Raw genomic sequence first — 22,774 nt, 5'->3', positions numbered from 1 at the left:
GCTACGCCCCCGGCGCCTCGCGCAACCGCACCGACAGGCAGGTCACACAGCCCTCGAGCTTCTCGTACTCCGTCACGTCGACCGTCACGACGTCGTAGCCGAGGTCCGCGTACAGCGCGGCGGTCTCCGGAGCCGAAGCGGACATGAGGATGCGGCCCGGGTCGAGGGTGACGACCTGGGCGCCGAGGAAGTCGGGAACGGCACGGAAGAACGGCCAGAAGGACGCGTCGGCCATGGCGTCGGGGTAGCCGACGAACGTGCCGTCGGGCAGGCACGTGACGGCGGACTTCAGGTGCAGCGCGCCCGGGTTCGGCACGGCGGTCAGGCGCCGGCCCTCCGCGGCCAGGATCGCCCGCAGCTGGCGGATGCCCTCGGCGTTCGTGCGGGTGCTGCGGCCGACGAACACGCGCTCGCCGAGCTTGAGGACGTCGCCGCCCTCGAGCGTGCCCGGGGCCTCGATCGCCACCGTCCGGTAGCCCAGGCCGCGCAGGGTCTCGGCCGTCGCGTCCTGCTCACCCGAGCGCTCCTCCGTCGCCGGGCGCGTGACGACAGCGAGGTCGCCGAAGATCGCCACGGTGTCCTCGATGAAGTGCGAGTCGGGGTGCTCCGGCGCGGCGGGCACCTCGATCGTCTCCCAGCCCGCGTCCTGCAGCGCGGCGACGTAGCCGTCCCACTGGCGCAGGGCCAGGTCGACGTCGACCGGCTCGCGCTCCAGGTGCGTCAGGAGCCCCTCGGCGAGGCGGGGTGAGGGACGGCGGACGAGGGCGCGGCGCGTGGACATCACCTCCGCAGGTGCCCGCGGCGGCTACGCGGTGAACGTCGACGCCGTCCGCGGCTACGCGGTCAGGATGATCGGCGCGCCGTCCTGCACGACGATCGTGTGCTCGACGTGCACGGAGAGCCCGCCGTCGACCGTCGCGTACGTCCAGCCGTCGTCGAGCTCGACGAGCTCGGGGTCGCCCATGGTGAGCATCGGCTCGACGGCGATGACGAGGCCCTCCTCGAGCGGCTCGGTGAGCGACTCGACGTCGAGGTTCGGGATCGTCGGCTCCTCGTGGAGCGCCCGGCCGATGCCGTGCCCGCACAGCTCCTCGAAGGGCGAGGCGCCCCGGCGCGCGGCCATCTCCTCGACGGTCTGCCCGATCGTGCGCAGCGGCACGCCCGTGCGGATCGCGGCCAGCGCGGCCGCGAGGCACTCGTCGGCCACGTCGAGGAGGGCTTGGGCCTCGGGCGAGACCGTGCCGACCGGGACGGTGACCGCGGCGTCGGCGAACCAGCCGTCGAGCTCCGGGGTCACGTCGAGGGTGACGAGGTCGCCCTCCTTGAGCTTGCGGCCGCCGGGGATGCCGTGGACGATCTGCTCGTTGACCGAGATGCAGGTCGAGCCGGGAAACCCGTAGGTCTCCATCGGCGCGGACTGCGCGCCGTACTCGTGGAACGTGCGCGCGGCGATGAGGTCGAGCTCGCCCGTCGTCACGCCGGGGCGTACGGCCTCGCGCATGCGGCGGATCGTCTCGGCGACGAGCCCGCCGACGCGGCGCAGCCCCTCGAGCTCTTCGGGCGTCCGGACGATCATGCCTCCCAGGGTATCCCCGGCCGGCCGCCGGCCCCGTCCCCGCGGCTCAGTCGGCCTCGTACGGGACCCGGTCGATCCGCTTGACCTCGCCGTGCACGCCCCACTCGTTGCGGCCGAGGCGCGAGACGGGGGAGAGGCGGTCGACCGCGGGCAGACCGTCCTCGGCGAGCACGTCCGTGTGGACGGCGGCGTGGACGACCCGGCCGAGGACCATCGTGGAGTCCCCGAAGCTCATCGTGCCGTGCAGGACGCACTCCAGCGCGACGGGGGACGCCTTCACCCGCGGCGGACGCACGCGCAGGCTGGGCTCGCGCTCCAGCCCGGCCGCGTCGAACTCGGAGTGGTGCGCGGGGTAGTTCGTGCCCGTCGCGTTGACCTGCTCGAACAGGTCCTCCGGCGTCAGGTGGACGACGAACTCCCGGTTCGCCTCGACGTTGCGCAAGGTGTCCTTGCGGCCGACGGAGGTGAACTGCACGATCGGCGGGTCGACGCACGCGACGGTGAAGAACGAATGGGGCGCCAGGTTGTCGACCCCGTCCTCCGACGTCGTCGAGACCCAGGCGATCGGCCGGGGGAGGATCGTGGCGGTCAGCAGCCGGTAGAAGCTGCGGGAGCCCAGCTCGGCGGGGTCGAAGTCGGTGCGCACCCGCCGATCATGGCGCACGGGTCAGGCGCGCTCCTCCCCGGACCGCGACGCGGGGCCGGGCCGATCCGGGGCCTGCGGCGCGGACGGCTGCGTGGCGGCGGCCGCCCCGGCGTCGTCGCGGGTTCCCATGGTCGACGCGGCGTCGGAGTCGCGGATCCGCAGCGCCATGAGGGCCGCGACCACGAGCAGGCCGGCCGACACGAGGAACGCGGCGTGGTAGGCCGTCAGGTTCGGCACCGGCGCACCGGCGCCGCCGGAGGACTCGAGCGGGCCGATCACCGCGATGACGGTGGCCAGTGTCGCCACGCCCACCGCCGCGCCCGTCTGCCGGAGGGCGTTGAAGAGCCCCGACGCCTGGCCGGTCTCGCGCGCCGAGATGTTCGCGAACGCCGCGGACTGCTGGGGGATGAAGACGGACGACATCGCCAGGCCGAGGAAGAACATCGCCACGACGACCACGGCGTCGGGGGTGCCGCCGTCGATCGTGCTGAGGAACGCGGCGAGCGCCGCCACGACCGCCGCGCCCACGGCCATGAGGCGCCGGGGGCCGACGACGGGGTAGAGCCGGGAGATGATCTGCGAGCCGACCATGACCCCGATCGCCTCGGGGAACGTGAGGAACCCCGAGGTGGACGCGGAGCGCCCGAGCCCCTCCTGCTGGAGCAGCGGGAACGCGTAGAGGAACCCGAGGAACCCGGCCGTCGCGGGGATCATGATCAGGATCGACGAGGAGAAGATGCGGTCGCGCAGCAGCCGCAGGTGCAGGAGCGGCGCGGCGGTGCGCAGCTCGTGGACGACGAGCGCGACCAGCAGCACGACGCCCAGGATGCCCGGCGCCACGATCCCGACGGTGCCCCAGCCGCGGACGGGACCCTCGGAGACCGCGTACATGAGGCTCCCGAGGCCGACGCCGGCCAGCACGAAGCCCAGCGCGTCGAAGCGGCCGCGCTCGCCCTTCTCGCTCTCCGGCAGGTACATCGCGCCGAACACGAGGGCGGCCAGGCCGATCGGCACGTTGACGATGAACGCCCAGTGCCACGAGAGGTGGTCGACGAAGAGGCCGCCGAGGACGGGGCCGAGCGCGGGCGCCAGCGCCGTGGGCAGCACGAGGATGCGCGAGGCGCGGACGCGCTCGTTCTGCGGGAAGACGCGGAACAGCATCGCCATCCCGACGGGGGTCATCATGCCGCCGCCGACGCCCTGCAGCACGCGGAACCCGATGAGCTGCCCGAGCGAGCTCGCCAGCCCGCAGAGCCCGGAGGCCAGGGTGAACAGCGCGAGGGCGACGAGGAAGATCCGCCGCGTGCCGAAGCGATCCCCGAGCCACCCCGACGCGGGGATGACGACCGCGAGGCTCACGAGGTAGGCCGACGCGACGGCGCCCGTGCTCGAGACGGAGGCGTCGAACTGCCTGCCGATCGCCGGGATCGCCGTGTTGACGATCGTCGTGTCGAGGATGTTCATGAACATCGCCGCCACGAAGACGACGCTCACGCTGACCTTGGGGTTCTGGAGGGAGAGCGCCACGGCCGTCCAGTGTGCCGCGACGGCCCGTCGAACCGCTTCCAGACGGCGGACGCGCAGGGACGCCCGGCACCGCCCGGCGTCCCTGGGCGGGCGGGCCGTGCTCCGTCGCCGGGCGTCCCGCCGGACGCTAGGCGTCGATCAGGCGCACGCCGACGTGCGCGGCGAACGGGCCGGCGGAGCGCAGGACGTCCTCCCAGCGCATCCCCACGCCGCGCAGGAACTCGAGCCCGCGGGCGCCGTCGAGCGTGCAGTCGCGCATCTCTGTGCGGCTGAACCGGCAACCGGTCAGGTCGGCCTCGGAGAGGTCGCAGGAGTCGAACACGACGTCCTCGCAGGCGAGCTCCTGCAGGTCGGCGCCGGTCAGGCGGCACTCCTCGAGCACGACGCGCCGGAGCTTGCAGCCGCCGAGCGCCGCCAGGTCGAGCAGGCAGCCACGGAGCACGACGTCCTCGAGCCGCCCGTCGGTGACCCGCGCGCCGGTCAGACGGACGCGCCGCAGCTCGGTGCGGTCCCACGTCGCCTCGCGCAGGTCGGCGTTGGCCATGCTCCCGCCGGCCACCTCGACGTCCGTGAGGGAGAGCAGCGGCAGCCGCGCGCCGTCGAGCACGGGGCGCTGCAGCCGCGCCCGCTCGACGGTCATCGCCCGGGCGTCGACGCCCCCGGCCTGCGACCAGTCCAGCGCCACGCGCGCCACCCGCAGCTCGTGCTCCGGTGCCGGCTCGGGGGTCGCGTCCGGCAGCCCGTCGGGCACCGCGGGCGGGACCGGCGGTCGAGGGGTGGCGGAGGCGGTCGCGCGGGCCATGGCGTCCGATCCTCACACCTGGGCCCGTCCGTACGTCGGCTCCCCGGCGACGACTCGCGGCGGTGCCCGCGGCCGGGGACGCCGACCCGCCGGGTGTGCTGCCGCGACCGGTCCGGGGCAGGACCAGGGGGCCTCGGGGCCGTCGTCTCACACGCGAGGATGCGCGCGAGCGCCGCACACGGCAGAATCCCCCGGGATGCGTACGACCCGCGTGCTCCCAATCGCCCTGGCGTCCGTGCTGACGCTCGCCGTCACGGGCTGCGGCGACTTCAAGAAGGACGAGCCGCAGACGGCGGTTCGCGACTTCATCTCCGAGGCGCTGGTGCAGGAGAACGGCCAGCGGGCGTGCGACTACCTGACGCAGGACGCGCAGAACGCGATCGCGCGGACCGGCGTGGCGGGCGAGAAGTGCCGCGAGAGCATGGAGCGCGCGAACTGGGTCTACGACGGCGAGGCCATCGGCGAGACCGCGCAGGTCAAGGACCTCGACTACGCCACGGAGCAGAGCAGCGACACCGAGGCGGTCGTGACGGTGAAGGCCAAGGGCGGCGGCACGATGCGCGTGACGCTGAAGCACGACGAGGGCCTCGGCAACCTGTACGAGCCCGTCACTCCCTGGCGCATCACGGGCGGCGTCGAGCCGCTCACCAAGGGCTCCTGATGGCCGACGCGACGGCGCCGGCGGTCCTCCGCCCGGCCGCTGTCGTCTTCGACAACGACGGCACGTTCCTCGAGACGGAGGACGTGTGGTCCCGGGCCGAGGGCGAGCTCTTCCGCCGCCGCGGCCTCGAGTTCCGCGCGGAGCACAAGCTCGAGCTGATCGGGACGAGCTTCGTCCGCGCGTCCGAGTCGCTCGAGCGGTTCCTCGGCGAGCCGGGTCGCGGGCCGCAGATCATGGAGGAGCTCGTCGAGCTCGTCCACGCGGAGCTCGACGGCGAGGTCGCCGTCATGCCAGGCGCCGCGGAGCTCGTGGTGGCGCTCCAGGACGCGGGCATCCCCGTCGCCATGGCCACGAACGCCGCGCGCCCCTTCGCGGAGAAGGCGCTGCTGCGCGCCGGCCACGCGGACACCTTCGACGTGCTGGTGACGGCGGGCGACGTCGAGCACCCCAAGCCCGCGCCCGACATCTACCTGAAGGCCGCGGGGGCCCTCGGCGTCGACCCGGCCGCGTGCGTCGCCGTCGAGGACAGCCCCACCGGCGTGCACTCCGGCGTCGCCGCCGGGATGACGGTCCTCGGGGTCACGAGCTTCCCGGGCATCGACCTCTCGCACGCGCACCACCGGCACCCCTCGCTCGACGACCCGGCGCTCTGGTCGCTGCTCGGGCTCGCGCACCCGCGGGGCTGAGCGCCGTGGGCGGGACCGAGGCGCAGCGGCGGGGGAGCGCGCCCCCGGGGCTCGTCATCTTCGACTGCGACGGAACGCTCGTCGACACGGAGGGGCCGCAGGCGGTGGTCCTGGCGGAGGTCCTGACGGGCCTGGGTGCGCCCACCACCGCCGAGGACGTGCTGCAGCGGCACAAGGGCGAGGCGCTCGAGGTGCTGGCCGCCGACGCGGAGCGCCGCTCCGGCTTGCGTCTGCCCGAGGCGTGGATCGTCGACTTCCGGGAGCGTCGCGCGGCGGCGTTCCAGGCCGCGGGCATCCCGGCCGTCCCCGGCGCTCGCGCGGCGGTCGAGGCCGTGCGCGCCGCGGGGATCCCCTACGGCGTCGCCTCGCAGGGCCGGCTGGACAAGACGGCGCTGACGCTGCGGCTGGCCGGCTTGGACGACCTCTTCCCGGAGGCCCTGCGGTTCTCGGCCTTCGACGTCGCCCGACCGAAGCCCGCGCCCGACCTCTTCCTGCACGCCGCCCGGGTGCTGGGCGGCGCCCCGGCACGCGCGGTCGTCGTGGAGGACAGCGTGCCGGGGGCCCGCGCGGGCCACGCGGCCGGGATGCGCGTGCTCGGCTACGCCGCGGCGCAGGACCCCGACGCGCTGCGGGCCGCCGGTGCCGAGCCGTTCGCGTCGATGACCGTGCTGCCCGGCCTGCTCGGTCTCGCCGAGTAGGCGCGGGTCCCGCCCCGCGTCCCGGTCCCGGCCGCCCCGGGCTGCGGCGGGGCTCGGTGCACCGCCGGAAGGAGTCGCCCGGGCCCGGAACGACGACGGGGCGGCCGTGGCCGCCCCGTCGAGGGTGCTGCTGGGACCGTCCCGGTCGGGGACGGTCGGGCGTTCAGCGGTTGCCGAACAGGTTCAGCAGCGAGATGAAGATGTTCACGATGCCGACGAAGATGCCGGTCGCGATCCAGACGACGTCGTCCTCCGTCGCCTGCAGGCGCAGCACGTTGAAGTAGACGACGATCGCGACGGCCGAGGCCGCGCCGATCACGAGCGAGACGAGGTCGCCGGCGATCCCGCCGCCGCCACCGAAGACGAGCATGCCCCACGAGACCGCGACGGCGACCAGGAGGACGATCGAGAGCGGCTTCATCCAGGCGGAGAGGTCCTTCGCCACGAGCGAGCCGCCGGCACCGGCCGCGACGACGACGAGCGCCGTGGTGGCGGCGGCCTTCGTGACCGCCTCGGGCTGCGTCTGCAGGTACTCCTGCAGTACCGGGCCGAGGCCCAGACCCAGCAGCAGGGCGACGATGAAGAGCACGCCCATGGCCACCGGGCCGGTGCGCAGCGCGCCGACGAAGGACTGGGCGAACAGCAGGACGATGGCGCTGACCGTGCACGCCATCGCGGCGCCCTGGCCGAGCGGGGCCGTGTCGCCCGGGCCGCCGCCGACGTAGGAGCCGGCCACGAGGAACCCGATCGCCAGGGCGACCAGGAACATCGTCTGGGAGAGGATCGCGCCGTACGACGCGCGCTGCGTCGAGGCGTAGGGGAGGGAGTAGGAGCTACTCGGCATGTGCGTGTCGTTCGTTCTTCGCTCGAGGGCGTGGACCACGAGGAATGATGTCGCTCCTCGCTCATGCGAGGGTAAACCACGGCACGCCGGACGTTGCACGACGCGCCAGACGAGCGGTGACGCGCCAGACGGTCGGTCCGGCCGAGGGCGGCGTACCCTTGGCCGGTGGCTCCCGGCGTCCCGCAGCTCCCCGACGTGCCCCTCGCGGGGATCGGCGACTTCTTCGATGCCGTCGGCAGCTTCTTCGCGTCGATCGCCGACGTCCGGCCGGGGCCACTCGCCCTCGGGCTGGTCCTCTTCCTCACGTACCTGACGATCCGCTCCCGCGCGTACTTCAACGTGCTGCGCGCCGCGTACCCCACGGAGCGGATCCAGTGGCGGCGGATCTGGGGCGCGTACATCGCGGCCTACGGGTTCAACAACGTCATCCCCGCCCGCGGCGGCGACGTCATCAAGGTCTTCCTCATCAAGACCTCCGTGCCGCGCTCGACGTACCCGGCGATCACGGCCTCGATCATGGTCGAGGCGGTCTTCGACCTGACGATCGCGATCCCGATCCTCATCTTCGCCTTCACGCAGGGGGTGTTCCCGAAGCCGCCCGAGTTCGCCGACCTCGGGGCGTTCGACCTCTCCTTCGTGTTCGGCAACCCGCAGGCCACGCTGTTCGGCCTGACCGTGGTCGGGCTCGTCGCGGTGGCGATCTTCGCGGTGCTGTCCGAACGCGCGAAGCGGTTCTGGGTCCGCGTGCAGCAGGGCGTCGTGATCCTGCGCGACCGACGCCGGTTCTTCCGCGAGGTCTGGCTCGTGCTGTTCGGCGGCTACCTCGTGCGCCTCGCGGCGTTCTGGATGCTGCTCGAGGCCTTCGGCGTCGGCGGCTCCGTCCGCAACGTGCTGCTCGTGCACGGGATCAACGCCGTCGCGGCGCTCATGCCGTTCACACCCGGCGGGGCCGGCGTGCAGCAGGCGTTCATGGTCAAGGTCTTCGCGGGTGCGGCCACGGGCGCCACGGTCGCCGCCTACTCCGTCGGGCAGCAGATCGCGATCGCGGCGATCTGCCTGGCCGTCGGCTTCGCGGCGCTCGTGCGGATCTTCGGCTTCCGCTCCTTCAAGGAGGTCATCGCCGCGGGCAAGGAGGCCCGGAACGCGGAGACGGCCACGGAGTCCGCGGCCGCCTCGTCGGGGTCCTAGCCCTAGCCCAGGCCCTGGCGCGCCTCGCGCACCAGGGTGACGGCCTCGGGGAACACCACCGCCATGACCTGGCGGATCTGGTTCGCCTGCGCCTCGGCGTCGCCCTGCAGGTTCACCCGGCCGATGGCCGAGACCGTCATCTGCACCGCGAGGCCGATGGCGTTGTCCGCCCAGGCCAGCTTCTGCTGACCCTGCATCTGCTCCGCGAACTCCATCATCTTCCGCTGCAGGTCGTCGGGATCGCCAAAGAGACCGCCAAAGCCTTCCATGGAGCGATCGTAGCGCTCCGGGCCCGGAGGGCCGAACCGGGGCGCTCCGCGGACCCGGCGCACGAGGCAGGCACGGGCCAAGCGCATCGCCGGTCCGTAGAATGCCCCGGCGTGGCTCGGCTCAGTCCCCGACAGCGCGCCTGGCGCGGGCGGTTGGAGACCGCTCTGCGCATCGTCTCGCCCGCCCTCGACCTCGTCGTGGGAACCGCGGAGCGGGTCGGGCGCACCGGGGCGAGCGCCGAGCGCTGGATCGTCCGGCGCGCTCCCCTGCGCGGACGCGCGACCCACCCCACCGACCGGAAGTCCGCATGAGTTCGCAGCGCCAGCAGCGCCCCGCCCGCACGATCCCCGACGCCCACGATCCCGCCGAGACGGTGGCGATCGAGCGTCCGTGGCTGCCCCGGGCGGGCATCCTGGCGATCCTGGCGGGCCTGCTGCCGGTGATCGGCCTGATCCTGCAGAACGTCGCCACGGCGGGCATCGACAACGACATCACGAAGATCAAGTCGGTCGCGCAGTCGCTGACGACCTACGGCGACGCGGCCGGCACGACCGGGCTGCAGGGCGGGCAGGCGGAGATCGCCTCGCACTACGGCGACCAGTGGCTCCTCATCGCCCTGGGCGGCGCGCTCTCCGGCATCGGCACGATGCTGATGGCGCCGGTCCTCTACTTCCTGCTGCGCGCCGCGTGGCGCCGTCGCCCGTCGTTCCCGCGCTGGTTCTTCTGGGCCCCGCTGATCGGCGGCCTCGCGTTCGGGCTCGGCTCGATCATCGCGATCGTCTACCAGGCGATCCAGTTCCACGACTTCGCGCAGCTGCCCGTCGCCGAGCAGACCAACGGCGCCGCGAACGACGCGCTGCTCGCCGCCCGCAACGACCTGACCGGGCTGTCCTTCGTGACGGTCATCGGCCAGCTCTTCGTCGCCGTCGGCCTCGGCTCCGCCGCGCTGAGCGCGATGAACGTCGGCCTGCTGACGCGCGTGATTGGCTCGATCGGCGTGCTGCTCGCCGTCCTCGTGATCCTGCCGCTGATCCAGCAGCAGGAGTTCCTGCGCGCCTTCTGGCTGCTGGCCCTGGGCTTCACGCTCCTCGGCCGCTGGCCCGGCGGACGCCCGCAGGCCTGGGAGACCGGCGAGCCGCGTCCGTGGCCCTCGCGTGCCCAGATGCTCGAGGCCGCCGAGCGCGCCCGGGCGGCCAAGGGCGAGGCCGACCGCGACGCCGACGGCGGGGGCGAGGACGCTCCGGCGCCGAAGCCGAAGGCCGGCGGCAACAGCCGCCGCCGCCGGAAGTAGCGCGGCGGCGGGCCGCACCCGTCACCCTGGGGGCATGCGCAGCGTGACCCCCGTGCTCGCGGCGGCCGGCCTGGCGGTGCTGACCGCCTGTGGCGGCTCGGACGCCGAGACCTCCACCGCGGCCCCCACCACGAACACGGCCGCCGCGACCACGGCCACGACGACCGCCGACCCCGGCACGAGCACCGCCGCGGCGGCGTCCGGCGGGGGCGAGGTCACGGCGCAGGCCGCGGCCCGCCCGCGGACGATCGCCACGGGGCTGAACACCCCGTGGAGCATCGCGTTCCTGCCCTCGGGCGACGCCCTCGTCTCCGAGCGCGGCGGCGTCATCAAGCGGGTCGCCGCCAAGACGCGGCGCGTCACCACCGAGATGCGCGTGCCGGGCGTCGTGGAGCAGGGCGAGAGCGGCCTGCTCGGCCTGGCGGTCTCCCCGACCTACGCGAAGGACCGCATGGTCTACGCGTACCTCACGACGGCGCGCGACAACCGGATCGTGCGGTTCCGCCTGCGCGGCAAGCCCCGCGTCGTCGTCTCCGGCCTGGAGAAGGCCCCGATCCACGACGGCGGCCGCATCGCGTTCGGTCCCGACGGCAAGCTCTACGCGGGCGTGGGCGACGCCGGCAACACGGATCTGGCCCAGGACCAGGACAGCCAGAACGGCAAGATCCTGCGGATGAACCCGAGCGGTTCGGTGCCGAAGGACAACCCGTTCCCGGGCTCCCGCGTGTTCTCCCTCGGGCACCGCAACGTGCAGGGCCTCGCGTTCGACGCCAAGGGCCGCCTGTGGGCCAGCGAGTTCGGGCAGAGCACCCGCGACGAGGTCAACCTCGTCGAGAAGGGCAAGAACTACGGCTGGCCGACCGTCGAAGGTCGGGGCGACACCCAGGGTGGGAAGTTCACGAACCCGCTCGTCACGTGGGCGACGTCCGAGGCGTCGCCCTCCGGCGTGGCGATCGTCGGCACCCACCTCTACGTGGCGGCGCTCGGCGGCGAGCGCCTGTGGGACGTCCCGCTGCGCGGCGCGAAGACCGGCCGCCCGAAGGCGCTCCTGCAGGGCCGCTACGGCCGCATCCGCGCCGCGACCGCCGCGCCCGACGGCTCCCTCTGGATCGCGACCTCCAACCGGGACGGCCGCGGCGACGTGCGCTCGGGCGACGACCGCATCCTGCGGTTGGCCGTGAAGCGCTGAGGTCGCCCCTCAACGCACGACGTCGAAGATCTGCTTCTGGATCCCGTTGGGGTACGCCTCGTGCTCGACCAGGCGGAGCTTCGTCGTGTCCTTGTCCGCCGTGCTGAAGAGGCGCTTGCCGGCGCCCAGGAGGAGCGGGAAGACCAGCAGGTGGTAGCGGTCGACGAGGCCCGCGTCGGCCAGGGAGGCGCCGAGCGTGGCGCTGCCGTGGACGGCGATCGGGCCGCCGTCGGTCGCCTTCAGGGCCGCGACGTCGTCGACGGACCGCAGGATCGTGGCCGGCCAGCGCGCGTCGTCCTGCTCGAGCGTGCGTGACACGACGTAGCGGGGCATCGCGTTGTACTCCGCGAACTCGTCCATGGTCGGCCAGATGGGCGCGAACGCCTCGTAGCTGACGCGGCCGAGCAGCAGCGCGGTGGTCTCCGCCTGCTCGCGGCCCTTGATCTCGTACGCGGCCTCGTCGAACGGGACGTCCTTGAACGTCCAGCCGCTGTTGCGGTAGCCCGGCTCGCCGCCGGGGGCCTCCATGACGCCGTCGAGGGAGACGAAGGCGGTGACGATCAGGGTGCGCATGGGTGGGTCTCGGGGTCCGGGATGGGGCGCCGCCAGTGGACGCGTCGGGGCAAGGACGACGGGACGCACGGGAACTCATCGATCGGTCCGCGCGTCGCACCGCATCCTCCGCGACGGGCGGGACCCCGTCCACCGCGCCGCCGGCCCGTACGAGAGCGCCGCAGCGCCTTGGGGCTGCTCAGCGCGGCGGCAGCTTGCGGCCCGGGTTCATGATCCCCTTGGGGTCCAGCGCGTCCTTCACGGCCTGCTGGGCCGCGAGCACCCCCGGGTCCAAGCGCGTCGTGGCGTCGCGCTTGACCAGGCCGATGCCGTGCTCGCCCGAGAGCGCGCCGCCGAGGTCGAAGGCGATGTCGAGCATGCCGTGCGCCGCGTCCGTCGCGGCCCGCAGGGCCTCGGGGTCGTCGCGGTCGACCATCACGGTGGCGTGCAGGATCCCGTCGCCGGCGTGGCCCCACGAGGTGACCTCGACGCCGCGCTCCTCGCCGAGCCGGTCGATCGCCGACAGCGCGTCGCCCAGGCGGTCGGCCGGGACGACGACGTCCTCGGAGAGCTTGCCGCCCCGCGCCGCGACGACGGACAGCGAGACGCCGTCGCGCCAGCGCCAGATCTCGTCGACCTCCGAGCGGGTGGTGGGGCGCAGGACGCGCAGGGCGTCCTCCGAGATCGCCTCGGCCAGGGCATCGGCCTCGATCCGGGCGATCTCCTCCGTGCCCAGCGCCTCGGCCATGACCGCGAACGCGGCGCCGTCGGGCAGCCCTCCGGGGAAGGTCGCGGCCGCGGCCCGCAGGGCGCCGCCGTCGAGGAACTCGAGCGCGGTCGGGACGACGCCCGAGGCCATGGCGTAGGCCAGCGCGTTCAGGCCCGCCTCGCGGTCGGCGTAGACGGCGAGCACCGGCAGCGCGGCCTCCGGGGCCGGCTGCAGGCGCAGCGTGACCTCGGTGATGACGCCCAGCGTGCCCTCCGACCCGCACAGCAGGCCCACGAGGTCGAGGGTCTCGACGCTCTTGCGGGCGTTGCCGCCCAGGCGCACGAGCTGCCCGTCGGCGAGGACGGCCTCGAGCCCGCTCACCCACGCGCGGACGGAGCCGTGGCGGAACGAGCGCGGCCCGCCGGCGTTCGTGGCCACGTTGCCGCCGATGAAGCACGCCTCGGCCGACCCGGGGTTGGGGCCGAAGAACAGCCCCGCCTCGAGGCAGCGCCGCTGCAGGTCGTGCGTGGTCACCCCTGCCGGGAACGTGCCGCGCCACGCCTCGGGGACGATCTCGCCCGGGCCGGTCAGGCGGTCCGTGGCGAGCACGAGCGCGTTGGCGCCCTCGGGACCCATCCCGGGGACCGCGCCGCCGGAGTAGCCCGTGCCGCCGCCGCGGGGCACGACGGGCACGCCCTGCTCGGCGGCCCAGCGGACGACGGCCGCGGTCTCCTCCGCGCTGCCCGGGTGGACGGCGGCGAGCGCGCTGCCGCGCAGCCCCCGGGTCTCCGTGGCGTCCTGCAGCAGCTCGGACTGCGTGACCGGGGCCTGGACGTGGGCCTCGCCGACGATGCGGCCGAGGTCCCGCGCGGCGGCGGCCGCGGCGCGGTCGTCCGGGGTCGCGGTGGTCGTGTCGACGTCGGACATGGCTCAGGCCTCCTGGGGGGTGGGGTCGGGACCGCCGCCCACGGGCTGCTCGCGCAGCAGCGCACGGCGGACCTTGCCGCTCGTGGTCTTCGGCAGGTCGTCGGCGAAGTCGACGATCCGGGGGTACTTGTACGGGGCCGTCGTCGCCTTGACGTGGTCCTGCAACGCGGTCGCGAGTGCGGCGGACGGCTCGTGGCCGTCGCGCAGGACGACCACGGCACGGACGACGGAGCCGCGCTCCTCGTCCGGAGCGGCGACCGCCGCGGCCTCGGCGACGGCGGGGTGCGCGACGAGCGCGGACTCCACCTCGAACGGGCCGATCCGGTAGCCGGCGGAGATGATCACGTCGTCCGTGCGGCCCTCGAAGAAGAGGTAGCCGTCGTCGTCGACGTGCACGCGGTCGCCAGTGCGCCAGGGGGCAGGGTCGGCCGCGCGGTCGACGGCGGCGACGGGCGACGCGGCCGGGGCGTCGCCGCTCCCCGTTGCGTCCGTCGCGGCCGGGGCGCCGCTCCCCGACCCGTCCGTCGCGGTCGGGGTGTCGCCGGACGTCTCGCCGAGGTAGCCGAGGAAGAACGTCGGCACCGTCGCGGGGTCGACGACGAGCTCGCCGCCGTCGATCCAGGCGCGGACGCCGGGCAGCGGGCGGCCCATGGACCCGGGCTTGACGCGGCCGCCCGCGGGCACGCCCGTGATCTGGCCCGTCTCGGTCTGTCCGTAGCCGTCGCGGATCTCCAGGCCGGTCGCCTCCTGCCACGCCCGCAGGACCTCGGGGTTCAGGGCCTCGCCCGCCGCGACGAGCCCGCGCAGCGCCGGGAAGGCCCGCAGCTCGGCGCGCTTGGCGATCACGCGGTACTCCGTGGGCGCCATGCAGAGGACGGAGACGGCCTCGCGCTCCAGGACGTCGAGCCGCTCGTCGGGGTCGAAGGGCGCGTCGTGCAGCAGCGCCGCGGCGCCGCGCAGCCAGGGGGCGATGAAGACGTTGCGAGCGCTCTTGCTCCAGCCGCTGGCGGCGGTGCACCAGACGAGGTCGCCGGGGCCCGCGTCCAGCCAGTGCTCCGCCTGCAGCGCCTGACCCGCCAGGTAGCGCTGGCCGTGCAGGACGGGCTTGGCGCCCCCGGAGGTGCCCGACGTGAACGTGATCAGGCACGGGTCCGTGGGGGCCAGCGCGACGGCGGGGGTGGGTGGGGCGTCCAGCAGCGCGGGGTCCGGGATCCACACGACGGCGGGGGCGTCGTCCAGGCCCTCGAGCGCCGCGGTCAGGGCCGGGCGGTTGCGGACGTCGGCCACGACGAGTCGCGTGCCCACGGCCGTCAGGCGCCCGCGCAGGTCCGCCGGCCGCAGCTGCTCCGTGCAGGGCAGCACGACGGCGCCCAGGCGGAAGCAGGCGACCATGCTCAGCACCCACTCCGGGCGGTTGCCGATCAGCGTGGCCACGACGTCGCCGCGGCCCACGCCCCGCGCGGCGAGTGCCCCGGCCAGGCGCGCGGCCCCGTCGGCGACCTCGCCGAAGCTCCACGTGCGGCGCTCGCCCTCACGGCTCAGCGCCACGAGGGCGCGGGCCGCGGGGTCGGCGGCGTCGACGGTGTCCAGGGCGAAGTTCATCGGGTGCGGGGCGCATCCTAGCCCGCTCGGGGCGGCTTGCGCATGTGACATGTTACGTGGTAGGAGTACCGCCCAGGGGCCGGCGTCCGCCGCTCCCGGAGGCTTCCCACGGTTCAGGAGAGGTGCCGATGAGCACGCAGCACGAGTCGATCTTCACGATGGAGGCGACCCCGATCAAGTTCGGTGCGGGCGCCATCAAGGACGCGGGATGGGAGCTCAAGCGGCTCGGCGTCACGCGGGCGCTGCTCGTCACCGATCCGGGCGTCGCGGCCCTCGGCATCCCCGACCGCGTGAAGGACGCCATCGAGGCGGAGGGCATCGAGGTCGTCGTCTACGACCGCTCCCGCGTCGAGCCGACGATCGACTCGCTGCAGGAGGCCGCGGACTTCGCGATCGAGGCGAAGGTCGACGGCTTCGTCTCCGTCGGCGGCGGCTCGTCCATCGACACGGCGAAGGTGTCGTGCCTCGTCACGAGCCACCCCGCGCCGATCCTGGACTACGTCAACGCGCCCGTCGGCAAGGGGAAGAAGCCGCCGTCGCCGCTGCTTCCGCACCTCGCGATCCCGACGACCTCGGGCACCGGCGCGGAGGCCACGACGGTCGCCGTGCTCGACATCCCGGACCTCAAGGTCAAGACGGGCATCTCGCACCGCTACATGCGCCCCGCGCAGGGCATCGTCGACCCCGAGCTGACGAAGACGCTGCCGGCCGAGGTCACGTCCTCCGCCGGGCTCGACGTCGTCTGCCACGCCGCGGAGAGCTACATCTCGCGCCCCTACGACGCCCGCGAGGCGCCCGCGACCCCGGACGACCGCCCGCCGTACCAGGGCGCCAACCCGATCGCCGACGTGTGGTCGGCCAAGGCGCTCGAGTTCGGCGGCAAGTACCTGCGCCGGGCCGTCGCCGACGCGGATGACACCGAGGCCCGTGGGTTCATGATGCTCGGCGCCACGATGGCCGGCGTCGGCTTCGGCTCCGCCGGCGTCCACATCCCGCACGCCTGCGCGTATCCCATCGCCGGCCTCAAGCACGTCTACCAGCCGCCGGGCTACCCCGACGACCACGCGTTCGTCCCCCACGGCCACTCCGTGATCGTCACGGCGCCGGCCGCGTTCCGGTTCACCTACGACGCCGCGCCGGACCGCCACCACGAGGTCGCCTGCCTGCTCACGGGCAAGACGCTCGACGAGCTCGGCGGCCCGTCCCCCGACCTGCTGCCCGACGTGCTGCGTGACCTGATGCGCGACGTCGACGCGCCGAAGGGCATCGAGGAGCTCGGGTACACCGAGGACGACATCCCGGAGCTCGTCGAGGGCGCGTTGAAGCAGCAGCGCCTGCTCGTCATCGCCCCGAAGACGCCCACGGCCGACGACCTCGCCGACATCCTCCGCGCCTCCCTGCGCGCGATCTGACCCTCGACCAGCCGGGACCCGGAAGCACCATGACCGACGACATCCGCCTGTACATGTTCGACGGCGGCACGCTCAAGTGCCACGTCGAGAACATCAAGATGAACCAGGGGCTGGGGGAGGAGTACGAGATCCCCGTCCCCTGGTACCTGATCACCCACCCGAAGGGCCACGTCGTCATCGACGGCGGCAACGCGAAGGCCGCCGCCGAGGACCCCAAGGGCTACTGGGGCGGCATCTCCGACGTGTACTGGCCCGTCGTCGCCGACGACCAGCACGTGATCCCCGCCCTGAAGAAGGCGGGCTTCGACCCTGCCGACGTCAAGTGGGTCGTCCAGAGCCACCTGCACCTGGACCACACGGGCGCGCTCTCCGTCATCGACGAGTTCCCCAACGCGCAGGTGCTGTGCACCCGCACAGAGTACGAGTACGCGCACGCGCCGGACTGGTTCGCCGACGGCGGCTACATCAAGGCGGACTACGTCAAGCCCGGCGTCCCGTGGGTGCTGCTGGACGAGACGGACGACGGCTACGACCTCTTCGGCGACGGCACGCTGCGCCTGTGGCGCTCGCCGGGTCACGCGCCGGGCCACCAGTCGTTCGAGGTCAACCTGCCCAGCGGCAAGACGATGCTGCTGACCGTCGACGCGGCGTACACGATGGACCACTGGAACGAGCAGGCGCTCCCGGGCTTCGTGGCCTCGGTCGTCGACGCGGTCCGCTCCGTGCAGAAGCTCAAGCGGATCGCCGCCCGGACGGACGCCACCGTGGTCACGGGGCACGACCCGGACGCGTGGGCGACGTTCAAGCACGCCCCGGAGTACTACGACTGAGCGCGCGCCGGGACGGTCGGGCCGCGTGCCCGGCCTTCCCGTCCGCGACGCCCTCGCGCCCGACGGGCCCTTCGGGGGCCGTCCCGCGCGGGGGCGTCGCAGCCCGTCGCCGTAGGATCGGCCTCCGTGGACGACCCCGCTCCCCCCGCCTTCGCCCCGCTCGACGCGGGGACCGACGCGCCGCAGACCCTCACCGCGCGGGTCGCCGAGCGCGTGCGCGACGCGATCGCCGAGGGACGCCTGACGCCCGGCATGCGGATCTCCGTCCCCCAGCTCGCGGAGCAGCTCGGGGCGTCGCGGACGCCCGTGCGCGAGGGCCTGCTTCTCCTGGAGAGCCAGGGGCTCGTCGCGTTCGAGAAGAACCGGGGCGTGCGTGTGCTCGAGACGCCGCTGCACGACCTCGAGGAGATCTTCACGCTCCGCCTGCTGCTCGAGGTGCCCGCGACCCGCCGCGCCACAGCGCTGCTCGACGCGCCCGGGATCGCCGCGCTGCGCGAGCACCTGACGACGATGGGGGCGCGCGCCGCCGAGGACGACGAGAGCGCGTTCATGGCCGCCGATCGCCGCTTCCACGACGTGCTGCTGCGCGCCGCCGGCAACCGCCGACTGGCCGAGCACGTCGCCGCGTTGCGCGACCTCGTCCGGTTCCTGGGCGCGTCGACCGCCGGCCGCAGCCGCACGCTCGACACGATCCTGGGCGAGCACGAGGCGATCGTCGCGGCGATCGAGGCGCGGGACGCCGCGGCCGCCGCCGACGCGATGCGGGCCCACCTGCTGGCCACCGCGGCGCTGCTGCTGGCCCAGGAGGGCGGCGGCGCCCCGGCGGAGCTGGCGTGGGCGTCGCTGCCCGAGGCGGGGTGATCGCATCGTGCGCCCGCACCCCGGGTACCGGCCGCCGGACCACGCTCCGTGGGGCGGCAGGTCGTCGCCCGCCCGGGCGCATCGCGCGACGCGGCGTCCTCCCGGGGGTCGGCGTGGTGCGTGACAGGATGGATCCACCCGCGGGACCCGGCCGGCCGTGCGCCCGCCGTCGTCCCGCACCGAGAGAACGAGGATGAGCATGGCTGACCAGAGCACCGACCTCCCCCTCCGCGTCCCCGCGCAGAGCCACATCGACGGCGAGTGGACGCGTCTGGGTGGCGAGACCTTCGTCGTCACGAACAAGGCCGACGACTCCGAGCTGATCGAGGTCACGGACGCGACCCCGGACGACGCCGACGCCGCGATGGAGGGCGCCTGGGAGGGCTTCCTCGCGTGGAAGGCCACGCCGCCCCGCGAGCGCAGCAACGTGCTGCGTCGCGCGTGGGAGCTCATCAACGAGCGCGCCGACGAGATCGCGCTGCTGATGTCGCTCGAGATGGGCAAGGCGCTCCCGGACGCGAAGGCCGAGGTCGGCTACGCCAACGGGTTCCTCCTGGAGTACTCCGAGCGCGCGACGCGCATCGAGGGACGCCACGCGTTCCACGAGACCCACGGCGGCCGCATCCTCACGCAGAAGGACCCGGTCGGCCCGTGCGTGTTCGTCACGCCGTGGAACTTCCCGCTCGCGATGGGCACCCGCAAGATCGCCCCGGCGCTGGCCGCCGGCTGCTCCATCGTCGTCAAGCCGCCGCAGCAGACGCCGCTGACGATGCTCGCCCTCGTCGGCATCCTGCTCGAGGCCGGGGTGCACCCCAAGGCCGTCTCCGTCCTCACGACGACGAACTCGCGCGAGACGACGAGCAAGCTCATCGAGCACCCGCGCACCGCGAAGCTCTCCTTCACGGGCTCGACGCCCGTCGGTCGCAACCTCGCCGAGCAGGGCGGCAAGGCGCTCCTGCGCATGTCGATGGAGCTGGGCGGCAACGCGCCGTTCATCGTCTTCGACGACGCCGACGTGCCGTCCGCGCTCGAGGGCGCGAAGATCGCGAAGTTCCGCAACGGCGGGCAGGCCTGCACCTCGGCCAACCGCTTCCTCGTCCACGAGTCCGTCGCCGAGGAGTTCACGAAGGGCATGGTCGAGATCGCCGACGGCCTCGTCCTCGGGCCGGGCGCGCAGGAGGGCACGACCCTCGGGCCGATGATCGACGACAACGCCGTCGAGAAGGTCCGCGAGCTCGTGCAGGACGCCGTCGACCGCGGCGCCACCGTCGCCGCCGGCGGCAACGACAAGGCCGACGGCCGGTACTACCCCGGCACCGTCCTGACGAACGTCCCGCAGGACGCGCGGATCATGCACGAGGAGGTCTTCGGGCCCGTCGCCCCGATCGTCACCTTCTCGACCGAGGAGGAGGCCATCCGGATGGCCAACGACACGGAGTACGGCCTCGTCGCCTACGCGTACACGAACGACATGGCCCGCACCCTGCGCGTGTCGCGGGACATCGAGTCCGGCATGCTCGGGATGAACACGGGGCTGGTCTCGAACCCCGCCGCCCCGTTCGGCGGCGTGAAGGACTCGGGCTTCGGCCGCGAGGGCGGCCCGGAGGGCTTCGAGGAGTACCTCCAGACGCGCTACGTCGCGATGCCGGACCCGCGGGACTGAGGGACGGATCCCGGTGGCGGCGGCGAGGTGCCGCGCCACCGGCGCCGGCCGCTCAATCCCCGGCGGGCCCCAGGGCGACGACGAGGCTCAGGATGGCGAGGACCACCGTCGTGGGCGTCATGACGTAGCGCTCGTGGCGGGAGCGCGACGCCGCGTTCGGGAGCGCCCCGAGGGCGAAGATCGCGACGGCGACCCATGCCCCGATCCTGGACGTCCCCGCGGGCAGGACATCGATGGTCCCGCCCCGGTCGAGCACGACGGCCGCCAGGGCGGCGTAGAGCAGGACCGTCACGGCCGAGGCCACCCGCAGCGACCGGGGCAGCTCGCGCTCGTGCCGCCCGCCGAACGCGTAGCGGCCGAGCGGGGCACCGCAGGCGAGGGCGATCTGGAACACGGCGAGGCACGCCAGGACGACGGCGACCGCTACGGACGCGAGCACGCGGGCAGGCTATCCCGCGGTGGGCGGGCCGCTGCCCGGCCGGTGCCCGCCTCGCGCCCACGGACGCGGTCGCGCACCTAGTATGCAAGCGTGCCGCCGCCGGACCTCAGGATCGCGCTGACCGATCGCGCCCGCGGCGGGACCCGCCAACGGGTGTACGACGCGCTGCGCGAGGCGCTAGTGGCCGGGCGGCTCGAGCCGGGACGCCGGCTGTCGGAGAACGAGCTGGCCGAAGCCCTCGGCGTCAGCCGCACCCCGGTGCGCGAGGCGCTCGTCCGACTACGCGACGACCGCATCGTCGAGATCGTCCCGCAGCTGGGGACCTTCGTCTCGAAGATCTCCATCGGCGCGGTCGCCGACGCGCAGTTCGTCCGCGAGGCGCTGGAGTGCGCCGCGATCCGCCTGGCCGCCGAGCGCGTCGGCGACGCCGAGCTGCTGGCGCTGCGGGAGATCGTCGCGGCACAGGAGGACGCGCACGCCGCCGGGGACTTCGACCGCTTCTTCGTCTTGGACGACGCGTTCCACGCGGCGCTCTGCGAGGCCTCGGGCCACGGCATCGCCTGGTCCCTGGCCCAGCGCGCCGACGGCCACCTCGTCCGGGTCCGTCGGCTCAGCCTGCCGGTCCCGGAGTACATGGGCGAGATGATCGCCGAGCACCGCACGGTCCTCGACGCGATCGCGGCCCACGACCCGGATCAGGCCGAGGTGGCACTGCGCCACCACCTGCGGATGGTGCTCTCCGTGCTCGAATCGATCCAGGCCGACCACCCGGAGTTCTTCGAAAAGGAGTGAGTCCGGGGTCGCGCCAGGACGCCGGCCGGGCCCCGCCGCCGTGTCCGGCGGGGTGACTGGCCGGGCCGGACGGCCTCGGCACGCCGGCACGACCCCGGTGGGGGCCGCGAGGGGACGGGAGGCGGCGGCCCGGGGCCGGGCTCAGCGGCCCCGGAACGCGACGTCGGCGCGCGGCCCGTTCTCCAGGAACGCGGCGACGGCCGTGCGGGCGTCCTCCGTCTCGATCAGGTGCGCCGTCAGCTCCGCGATGCGGGCGTCGGCGCCGCGGGTCCCCTCGTCGGCCTGCGCGCGGACGACGGCCTTCGTGGCGGCCATCGCGAGCGTGGGTCCGGCGGCGAGGTCCGCCGCGACGGCCCGGGCCTCCTCGAGCAGGCGCTCCCGGGGCACGACGCGGTTGACGACGCCCCACTCCCGCAGCTCCTCGGCCCCGTAGAGGCGCCCCGTCATCACGAACTCGCGGGCCCGGGCGGTCCCGGCGCGCTCCGCCATGCGCTGCGTGCCGCCCATCCCGGGCGAGATGCCGACGCGGCGCTCCACGAGCCCGAAGCGCGCGTCGTCCGCGGCCCACAGCAGGTCGCACGCGAGGGAGAGCTCGAGGCCGACGGTCAGGCACAGCCCGTGGACGACGGCGATCGTCGGCAGGGGGAGGTCCTCGAGCGCCTGCGTCAGCGCGAGCCCGCCGCCGTTGTTCTCGGCGTAGCTCGCGGCGTCCTGGCCGTCGAACCCGTGCACGTCGACGCCGGCGGTGAAGACGTCGCCCTCGGCCCGGAAGAGCAGCGCGCGCGGGCGGTCGGCGGCGGCGCGCGCCACGGCGGCGACCAGCCCGTCCTGCAGCGCGGCCCCGTAGAGGTTCAGCGGGGGCCGGTCGAGCACGATCTCGGCGACGTCGCCGTGGACCTCGTAGCGGACGGGCCCTGCCGTCAGATCAGGCATCGGCGCCGCCCTCCGCCTCGACGAAGCGCCCGATCGACGCCGCCACGCAGACGGGCTTGTCGCCGCCCTCGCGCTCGATCGTCTGGGCCGTGGTGACCTGGCAGCCGCCGGGCACCTCGTCGACCGCCGTGATCGTGGCGCGCATGCGGACCCGCGAGCCGACCGGCACGGGGGCCGGGAAGCGGACCTTGTCGTAGCCGTAGTTGAGGCTGTGGGCGAAGCCGTCGAACGCGATGAGCTGCGCGACGAGGGTCGGGCCGAGCGAGAGCGTGAGCAGGCCGTGGGCGATCGTCGTGCCGAGAGGACTCTCCGCCGCGCGCTCCGGGTCGACGTGGATCCACTGGTGGTCGTCCGTCGCTCCGGCGAACGCGTCGATCTGCTCCTGGGTCACCCGGAGCCACGCCGTCGGGCCGAGCTCACGGCCGCGCAGCGCCCGGAGGTCGGCGACGGAGCGGGGGCGGACGGGCTCCGGGGTCGCGTCGGTCACCGCTCAGGCCTCCGCGGACGCCGGTGCGGCGTCCGTCGTCGTCCGGCCGGCACCGGTGTCGCCGGTGACCGTGGGGATGGTCGTCGTCATGACGGGCTCCTCGGGGTAGCGCCGGGGAGCCCGGCGACGGGTCGGCAGGGCGATCCGGGCGCTGCGCGCGGCACCCCGTCCGTCCCTGGAGGGACCGTC

Annotated in this window: 25 protein-coding genes; 12 read left to right on the top strand and 13 right to left on the bottom strand. The window is 74.1% G+C overall.

The window, feature by feature from the left end; genetic code table 11:
* Position 1 precedes the first annotated feature (1 nt).
* The 5 genes from ddaH to F593_RS27495 all read right to left on the bottom strand — a co-directional run bounded on the left by ddaH (position 2) and on the right by F593_RS27495 (position 4,551).
* Positions 2 to 781 carry a dimethylargininase gene (gene ddaH / locus F593_RS0100495; protein WP_022926804.1) on the bottom strand — a complete coding sequence of 260 codons (780 nt, stop codon included), beginning with the start codon at positions 779 to 781 and terminating at the stop codon, positions 2 to 4.
* Positions 782 to 835: 54 nt separating this feature from the next.
* Positions 836 to 1,576 carry a type I methionyl aminopeptidase gene (map, locus tag F593_RS0100490; protein WP_022926803.1) on the bottom strand — a complete coding sequence of 247 codons (741 nt, stop codon included), beginning with the start codon at positions 1,574 to 1,576 and terminating at the stop codon, positions 836 to 838.
* Between the two features lie 46 nt (positions 1,577 to 1,622).
* A complete protein-coding gene (locus tag F593_RS0100485; RefSeq protein ID WP_022926802.1) occupies positions 1,623 to 2,222 on the bottom strand; it encodes a flavin reductase family protein in 600 nt (199 codons plus the stop codon).
* A 21-nt stretch (positions 2,223 to 2,243) separates the two neighbouring features.
* Positions 2,244 to 3,749: an MDR family MFS transporter gene (locus F593_RS21245; RefSeq protein ID WP_022926801.1), complete on the bottom strand. Its 1,506-nt coding sequence runs from the start codon at positions 3,747 to 3,749 to the stop codon at positions 2,244 to 2,246.
* A 127-nt stretch (positions 3,750 to 3,876) separates the two neighbouring features.
* Complete coding sequence (locus F593_RS27495; protein ID WP_022926800.1) at positions 3,877 to 4,551, bottom strand: pentapeptide repeat-containing protein; 675 nt, start codon at positions 4,549 to 4,551, stop codon at positions 3,877 to 3,879.
* A gap of 196 nt (positions 4,552 to 4,747) precedes the next feature.
* Here F593_RS27495 and F593_RS30180 point away from each other — a divergent pair, with 196 nt between their 5' ends.
* From F593_RS30180 to F593_RS0100460, 3 genes are read left to right on the top strand one after another with little or no spacing between them, the layout of a single operon-like run.
* Complete coding sequence (locus F593_RS30180) at positions 4,748 to 5,212, top strand: hypothetical protein (RefSeq protein ID WP_022926799.1); 465 nt, start codon at positions 4,748 to 4,750, stop codon at positions 5,210 to 5,212.
* Complete coding sequence (locus tag F593_RS30175) at positions 5,212 to 5,898, top strand: HAD family hydrolase (protein WP_022926798.1); 687 nt, start codon at positions 5,212 to 5,214, stop codon at positions 5,896 to 5,898. The genes F593_RS30180 and F593_RS30175 overlap by 1 nt, the downstream gene beginning before the upstream one ends.
* A gap of 5 nt (positions 5,899 to 5,903) precedes the next feature.
* A complete protein-coding gene (locus F593_RS0100460; protein ID WP_022926797.1) occupies positions 5,904 to 6,596 on the top strand; it encodes an HAD family hydrolase in 693 nt (230 codons plus the stop codon).
* Positions 6,597 to 6,759: 163 nt separating this feature from the next.
* On the opposite strand, the gene F593_RS0100455 is transcribed toward F593_RS0100460, so the two are convergent.
* Positions 6,760 to 7,440: a Bax inhibitor-1 family protein gene (locus F593_RS0100455; RefSeq protein ID WP_157251442.1), complete on the bottom strand. Its 681-nt coding sequence runs from the start codon at positions 7,438 to 7,440 to the stop codon at positions 6,760 to 6,762.
* Between the two features lie 165 nt (positions 7,441 to 7,605).
* Here F593_RS0100455 and F593_RS0100450 point away from each other — a divergent pair, with 165 nt between their 5' ends.
* Positions 7,606 to 8,628, top strand: coding sequence for a lysylphosphatidylglycerol synthase transmembrane domain-containing protein (locus F593_RS0100450; RefSeq protein ID WP_022926795.1), 1,023 nt, complete (start codon positions 7,606 to 7,608; stop codon positions 8,626 to 8,628).
* Between the two features lie 2 nt (positions 8,629 to 8,630).
* Here the strand turns inward: F593_RS0100450 and F593_RS0100445 are convergent, their stop codons facing one another.
* Positions 8,631 to 8,897: a hypothetical protein gene (locus F593_RS0100445; RefSeq protein WP_022927513.1), complete on the bottom strand. Its 267-nt coding sequence runs from the start codon at positions 8,895 to 8,897 to the stop codon at positions 8,631 to 8,633.
* Positions 8,898 to 9,008: 111 nt separating this feature from the next.
* Between F593_RS0100445 and F593_RS29620 the strand changes: the two genes are divergently transcribed.
* From F593_RS29620 to F593_RS21230, 3 genes are read left to right on the top strand one after another with little or no spacing between them, the layout of a single operon-like run.
* Positions 9,009 to 9,209 carry a hypothetical protein gene (locus F593_RS29620; protein ID WP_157251440.1) on the top strand — a complete coding sequence of 67 codons (201 nt, stop codon included), beginning with the start codon at positions 9,009 to 9,011 and terminating at the stop codon, positions 9,207 to 9,209.
* Complete coding sequence (locus tag F593_RS0100435; RefSeq protein ID WP_022926794.1) at positions 9,206 to 10,189, top strand: hypothetical protein; 984 nt, start codon at positions 9,206 to 9,208, stop codon at positions 10,187 to 10,189. The genes F593_RS29620 and F593_RS0100435 overlap by 4 nt, the downstream gene beginning before the upstream one ends.
* Before the next feature lie 34 nt (positions 10,190 to 10,223).
* Positions 10,224 to 11,378, top strand: coding sequence for a PQQ-dependent sugar dehydrogenase (locus F593_RS21230; RefSeq protein WP_022926793.1), 1,155 nt, complete (start codon positions 10,224 to 10,226; stop codon positions 11,376 to 11,378).
* Positions 11,379 to 11,387: 9 nt separating this feature from the next.
* Here F593_RS21230 and F593_RS0100425 read toward each other — a convergent pair whose 3' ends face one another.
* From F593_RS0100425 to F593_RS0100415, 3 genes are all read right to left on the bottom strand, one after another.
* Positions 11,388 to 11,951 carry a dihydrofolate reductase family protein gene (locus tag F593_RS0100425; RefSeq protein ID WP_022926792.1) on the bottom strand — a complete coding sequence of 188 codons (564 nt, stop codon included), beginning with the start codon at positions 11,949 to 11,951 and terminating at the stop codon, positions 11,388 to 11,390.
* Between the two features lie 178 nt (positions 11,952 to 12,129).
* Positions 12,130 to 13,566: an FAD-binding oxidoreductase gene (locus tag F593_RS0100420; protein ID WP_022926791.1), complete on the bottom strand. Its 1,437-nt coding sequence runs from the start codon at positions 13,564 to 13,566 to the stop codon at positions 12,130 to 12,132.
* A 3-nt stretch (positions 13,567 to 13,569) separates the two neighbouring features.
* Entirely contained in the window at positions 13,570 to 15,168 is a 1,599-nt protein-coding gene (locus F593_RS0100415) for an acetate--CoA ligase (RefSeq protein ID WP_022926790.1), read from the bottom strand.
* A gap of 128 nt (positions 15,169 to 15,296) precedes the next feature.
* Here F593_RS0100415 and F593_RS0100410 point away from each other — a divergent pair, with 128 nt between their 5' ends.
* From F593_RS0100410 to F593_RS0100395, 4 genes are all read left to right on the top strand, one after another.
* A complete protein-coding gene (locus tag F593_RS0100410) occupies positions 15,297 to 16,580 on the top strand; it encodes a hydroxyacid-oxoacid transhydrogenase (protein ID WP_028721306.1) in 1,284 nt (427 codons plus the stop codon).
* A 29-nt stretch (positions 16,581 to 16,609) separates the two neighbouring features.
* Positions 16,610 to 17,410, top strand: a complete 801-nt coding sequence (gene attM, locus F593_RS0100405; RefSeq protein ID WP_022926788.1) for an AttM family quorum-quenching N-acyl homoserine lactonase — start codon at positions 16,610 to 16,612, stop codon at positions 17,408 to 17,410.
* A 126-nt stretch (positions 17,411 to 17,536) separates the two neighbouring features.
* Complete coding sequence (locus F593_RS0100400) at positions 17,537 to 18,271, top strand: GntR family transcriptional regulator (RefSeq protein ID WP_022926787.1); 735 nt, start codon at positions 17,537 to 17,539, stop codon at positions 18,269 to 18,271.
* A gap of 199 nt (positions 18,272 to 18,470) precedes the next feature.
* Positions 18,471 to 19,934 (top strand): NAD-dependent succinate-semialdehyde dehydrogenase, encoded by a 1,464-nt coding sequence (locus F593_RS0100395; protein ID WP_022926786.1) that lies wholly within the window; start codon positions 18,471 to 18,473, stop codon positions 19,932 to 19,934.
* Positions 19,935 to 19,986: 52 nt separating this feature from the next.
* Here F593_RS0100395 and F593_RS0100390 read toward each other — a convergent pair whose 3' ends face one another.
* Complete coding sequence (locus F593_RS0100390; RefSeq protein ID WP_022926785.1) at positions 19,987 to 20,373, bottom strand: hypothetical protein; 387 nt, start codon at positions 20,371 to 20,373, stop codon at positions 19,987 to 19,989.
* A 90-nt stretch (positions 20,374 to 20,463) separates the two neighbouring features.
* Between F593_RS0100390 and F593_RS0100385 the strand changes: the two genes are divergently transcribed.
* A complete protein-coding gene (locus F593_RS0100385) occupies positions 20,464 to 21,165 on the top strand; it encodes a GntR family transcriptional regulator (RefSeq protein ID WP_022926784.1) in 702 nt (233 codons plus the stop codon).
* A 141-nt stretch (positions 21,166 to 21,306) separates the two neighbouring features.
* On the opposite strand, the gene F593_RS0100380 is transcribed toward F593_RS0100385, so the two are convergent.
* Both F593_RS0100380 and F593_RS0100375 read right to left on the bottom strand, forming a co-directional pair.
* Positions 21,307 to 22,098 (bottom strand): enoyl-CoA hydratase/isomerase family protein, encoded by a 792-nt coding sequence (locus tag F593_RS0100380; protein WP_022926783.1) that lies wholly within the window; start codon positions 22,096 to 22,098, stop codon positions 21,307 to 21,309.
* Complete coding sequence (locus F593_RS0100375) at positions 22,091 to 22,585, bottom strand: MaoC family dehydratase (protein ID WP_022926782.1); 495 nt, start codon at positions 22,583 to 22,585, stop codon at positions 22,091 to 22,093. The genes F593_RS0100380 and F593_RS0100375 overlap by 8 nt, the downstream gene beginning before the upstream one ends.
* Positions 22,586 to 22,774: the final 189 nt, after the last annotated feature.

It is taken from the genome of Patulibacter americanus DSM 16676 (genome assembly GCF_000420025.1).
GTDB classification, from domain to species: Bacteria; Actinomycetota; Thermoleophilia; order Solirubrobacterales; family Solirubrobacteraceae; genus Patulibacter; species Patulibacter americanus.
Note: the sequence above shows the minus strand (reverse complement) of the source record. Positions and strands in the feature narration are given on the sequence as shown.

Coding starts and splice junctions, on each gene's coding strand:
- F593_RS0100445 (WP_022927513.1), bottom strand. CDS start 8,897: ATGGAAGGCTTTGGCGGTCTCTTTGGCGATCCCGACGACCTGCAGCGG.
- F593_RS0100415 (WP_022926790.1), bottom strand. CDS start 15,168: ATGAACTTCGCCCTGGACACCGTCGACGCCGCCGACCCCGCGGCCCGC.
- F593_RS0100380 (WP_022926783.1), bottom strand. CDS start 22,098: ATGCCTGATCTGACGGCAGGGCCCGTCCGCTACGAGGTCCACGGCGAC.
- F593_RS27495 (WP_022926800.1), bottom strand. CDS start 4,551: ATGGCCCGCGCGACCGCCTCCGCCACCCCTCGACCGCCGGTCCCGCCC.
- F593_RS21230 (WP_022926793.1), top strand. CDS start 10,224: ATGCGCAGCGTGACCCCCGTGCTCGCGGCGGCCGGCCTGGCGGTGCTG.
- map (WP_022926803.1), bottom strand. CDS start 1,576: ATGATCGTCCGGACGCCCGAAGAGCTCGAGGGGCTGCGCCGCGTCGGC.
- F593_RS30180 (WP_022926799.1), top strand. CDS start 4,748: ATGCGTACGACCCGCGTGCTCCCAATCGCCCTGGCGTCCGTGCTGACG.
- F593_RS0100425 (WP_022926792.1), bottom strand. CDS start 11,951: ATGCGCACCCTGATCGTCACCGCCTTCGTCTCCCTCGACGGCGTCATG.
- ddaH (WP_022926804.1), bottom strand. CDS start 781: ATGTCCACGCGCCGCGCCCTCGTCCGCCGTCCCTCACCCCGCCTCGCC.
- F593_RS0100455 (WP_157251442.1), bottom strand. CDS start 7,440: ATGCCGAGTAGCTCCTACTCCCTCCCCTACGCCTCGACGCAGCGCGCG.
- F593_RS0100410 (WP_028721306.1), top strand. CDS start 15,297: ATGAGCACGCAGCACGAGTCGATCTTCACGATGGAGGCGACCCCGATC.
- F593_RS0100395 (WP_022926786.1), top strand. CDS start 18,471: ATGGCTGACCAGAGCACCGACCTCCCCCTCCGCGTCCCCGCGCAGAGC.
- F593_RS0100435 (WP_022926794.1), top strand. CDS start 9,206: ATGAGTTCGCAGCGCCAGCAGCGCCCCGCCCGCACGATCCCCGACGCC.
- F593_RS30175 (WP_022926798.1), top strand. CDS start 5,212: ATGGCCGACGCGACGGCGCCGGCGGTCCTCCGCCCGGCCGCTGTCGTC.
- attM (WP_022926788.1), top strand. CDS start 16,610: ATGACCGACGACATCCGCCTGTACATGTTCGACGGCGGCACGCTCAAG.
- F593_RS0100420 (WP_022926791.1), bottom strand. CDS start 13,566: ATGTCCGACGTCGACACGACCACCGCGACCCCGGACGACCGCGCCGCG.